Annotated in this window: 1 protein-coding gene and 1 pseudogene; both read right to left on the bottom strand. The window is 39.7% G+C overall.

The annotated features are described in order from the left end of the window. Window positions 1-104: 104 nt before the first annotated feature. Window positions 105-1,331, bottom strand: coding sequence for a phosphorylase family protein (locus tag ACE5LO_RS27590; RefSeq protein ID WP_375523111.1), 1,227 nt, complete (start codon window positions 1,329-1,331; stop codon window positions 105-107). 37 nt (window positions 1,332-1,368) lie between these two features. Beyond that, window positions 1,369-2,643 (bottom strand): annotated as a pseudogene (locus ACE5LO_RS27960) (ISL3 family transposase). Window positions 2,644-3,156 lie beyond the last annotated feature (513 nt).

The raw sequence follows: 3,156 nt of genomic DNA, 5'->3' as shown, positions 1-3,156 counted from the left end.
TATTCGACGCCATTCGGTCATTTCTTCTTTGATCCAAAAATATTATTTCAGGCGTTCATAAGGGTGCGAAATGTGAGTGTAATCTAGAAAAATATATAAATGTTCTATAATGAATTTAATGCAAAATGATAAAGCGTCTGTGCACTTGTATATGCAGCATAATCTTGAAAATCATCACTCTTCTCATTATCCGCGAAATCACAGATTGACTTTAATGCAAAAACTGTTGGTCTAGGTTCAGAACAATATTTCGCAGCATAATAGACTCCATATATCTCCATTTCTATTCCGATTAACTTTCTGTTCTGTTGTTTAATCTGTCCATCTACTAAGGATGAATTCTCCAAGACCGCAGCTCCGGAAGCAACAGGACCAATAATTATTTTGGGAGGCACGCTAGGTTTGTTCCATTTCCATTTCTGAAACATCTCATACAATATAGTAGAATCGAATTGTTCAAATAGGGTCTTTATTTCAGGTTCAAGTGTTATTGGTTTAGGATCAGGCATGAAATGTGTCTCTTTCTTATCTTCATCATATACCATTTTTCCACTTCCATAATCCCATGAATGATCAGCTAGTAAGATATCACCATAATTACCTTTTCCTCTAATCCCTGCAGCTATACCAGTCATACAAAGATACTTTGGACGATAATTCTGAATTATCTTCATAGTAAGTACAGATGAAGCCGTCATACCCATTTGTGGACAATATGCAGCTATTACAGAAATTCTTTTTGCATCTTTTACAAAAAAACCCTTATAGTAAATCGTTGATTTATCATTAATTTGTTGTTCTATCTCCCAAGAAGCCGGTAATTCCAAAATACTATCTAACTCTGACTTTAAAGCAGTAACGACAGCTAGGGTATATTCGTAAGATAAATTTGATGGATTAAGAATTTCTTTCTTAGAAACGATTAAATATTTTATTTTGTTTCTTAGCTTTTCTTCCCAATTGTTATATTGCTCTTCAAAACGAATCAATGCCCATAATTCATTTTCAAAAATATCGCTATATTCTTCAAATAGCCCTTCGTGAGCAGTGATTCCAATAATATGAAAAGGTCTCTTAAGATCACTTCTTCTATTTAAATCTTGCAAAAAATGAACGCCAGCATCCGCTCTGGGTTCTTGCCCCAAACGTGTTGGTAATTGTAAATCTAAAATCATTAAATCAAAACTTTCAGATGTCATAAATTTTTCAGCAGTTACTATATCTACTGCAATTTCAATTTTCAAAGAGTCACTTTCTGGCATTTCTTTTATTACTCTAATAATTTTACTAAGCTTATCACTGTTATCATCTACCATTAATATATTTATCAAAAAATAATCCTCCATTAAGATAAATTTTTGGCTCAACCTAGAAATTAGCGGTTGATTTTTGACCCGACAAACGGTGCCGATTACATTCGATTAAAATACCCGTTTTGTAACACTTACGATTACGTGTGAAATAGTGTCGACGCTGGTACGCTTTGATTCGATTATGCCGTCCTTCTACGATGGCATTGGTCCGGCGACAGCGGTGGTAGTTCACGATCTCCGTTCCCCAATTCTTCATGGTTCTCAAGGTGCTTCGAACCGCTTCATGATCGATGTCTTTCCCCTGCACGACACCAATGGGCAAAACCAAGACAGGCCACACGTACATCTGGCGAATGGTCATATCAGTGGGAGAATGCTTCTTTCCATTCCCAGACCTTGCGCAGCGATGGCGAGAATTCAAGTAGTTGATTTAACTGGGCTTTGCTCTTTTTCGTCAGGGTATCGATGGGCGGGTTCAATAATCGATGATGGCTTTTTAAAATTACCTTAGCCTGCGGTGCAAGCGTAGGCTGCACGGACTTCCGAACCGCTTGGACACTTTCAATGACGTAGCCATGAACGTGGAACCGGTCAGCAATACGGATAGCATCTGGAAAACATTCGCTAATCGAGGTGTGATATGCCTGTGCCAAATCCATGACTACCACCTTCGGTTTTAGCTTCAGGAAGTCGGTATGCTGCCGCGCATACGTACACTAATCCTCCAGTTTGCGTCCATCCAGCACATCCAGCATGGTTTCGCCTCGAAGATTGTGAATCCCTGTATTGTAGGTATGTCCTTTTTTTAATAGCAAAGTCGTCAATACCCAACACCGGTCCTTCCGAGGCTTTGGCTTGATCCCAAGCTTGAGGGACGAGCCGCTCGCACTCTACCGAGAGTACCGGGAGAGCTTCCTGATGCATTCGCTGTGCGGTGCTGGAAGGCACTTCTTGCATTCTTGCGCTATGAGCCGCTGTTGAACACCCGACGCCTGATCTACGGTTTGATGACGAAAAGGCTGCTATACCGTTGTTTGGGGCCTACAAGTTCATAGCTCCAACCAAACCCGATGTGGCAACGGGAGCAAACCAGCCGAGGAGAAGGAACATGCAAAAAGCACTTTCTGCCAAAGATACTCAGGTGCCGAACTTTACGCGTGCTGTTTCGGCCGTCACGCTTCACATTTTGCTTTGAGTTACAGGTCGGACAAGGTTGTTTGTCTTCCACAGGCGATGCCTCCAGATGGACCTCATGGGAATCCATGGAGACGATTTTTTGAAGTTGTAGCTCTGGTAATCCGAGCAATTCGTTGAAATACTGAAGTGGCATCTGTTATATCCTTTTGTTGTTTGGTAGGACTTGCAACAATACAGGATTTACAGATGTTTTTCCATTTTTGTCCTCGTTTTCACACGCAACTAAATTTCTCAACCGCTAATTTTGGTTTTGAGCCAAATTTTTTATAGTCAAACATATTGAATTAATTAACATCTCTTTGAATAATTCTGTTAAATCAATATTCTTTATATAATCTAGAATCATTTGAATTTATTATTATTAAATAAGGTAGATCTCTGCAACTATATAAGTTCAAAGAAAGATTTTCCGATTGATACCTCGTGATTGGAAAATATAGGAGCAGGATTAGCGCCATTCTCGTCGAAATGGTTGATAACCAATTCGAGAACGGATGATGATGCAGATGGAACAGGAACAAGCCGTGAAGGAACTTGACAAGCGAATGAAGAAAGAAAAAAGTCGTCGCATGTTTGAGCGATACCAAACGATTCATCTATACCTGCAAGGGATGACGACAAAACAAATTGCGGGGATCATCAAACG

The sequence above is a fragment of the Paenibacillus medicaginis genome (assembly GCF_042138635.1).
GTDB lineage: Bacteria > Bacillota > Bacilli > Paenibacillales > Paenibacillaceae > Paenibacillus > Paenibacillus medicaginis.
Note: the sequence above shows the minus strand (reverse complement) of the source record. Positions and strands in the feature narration are given on the sequence as shown.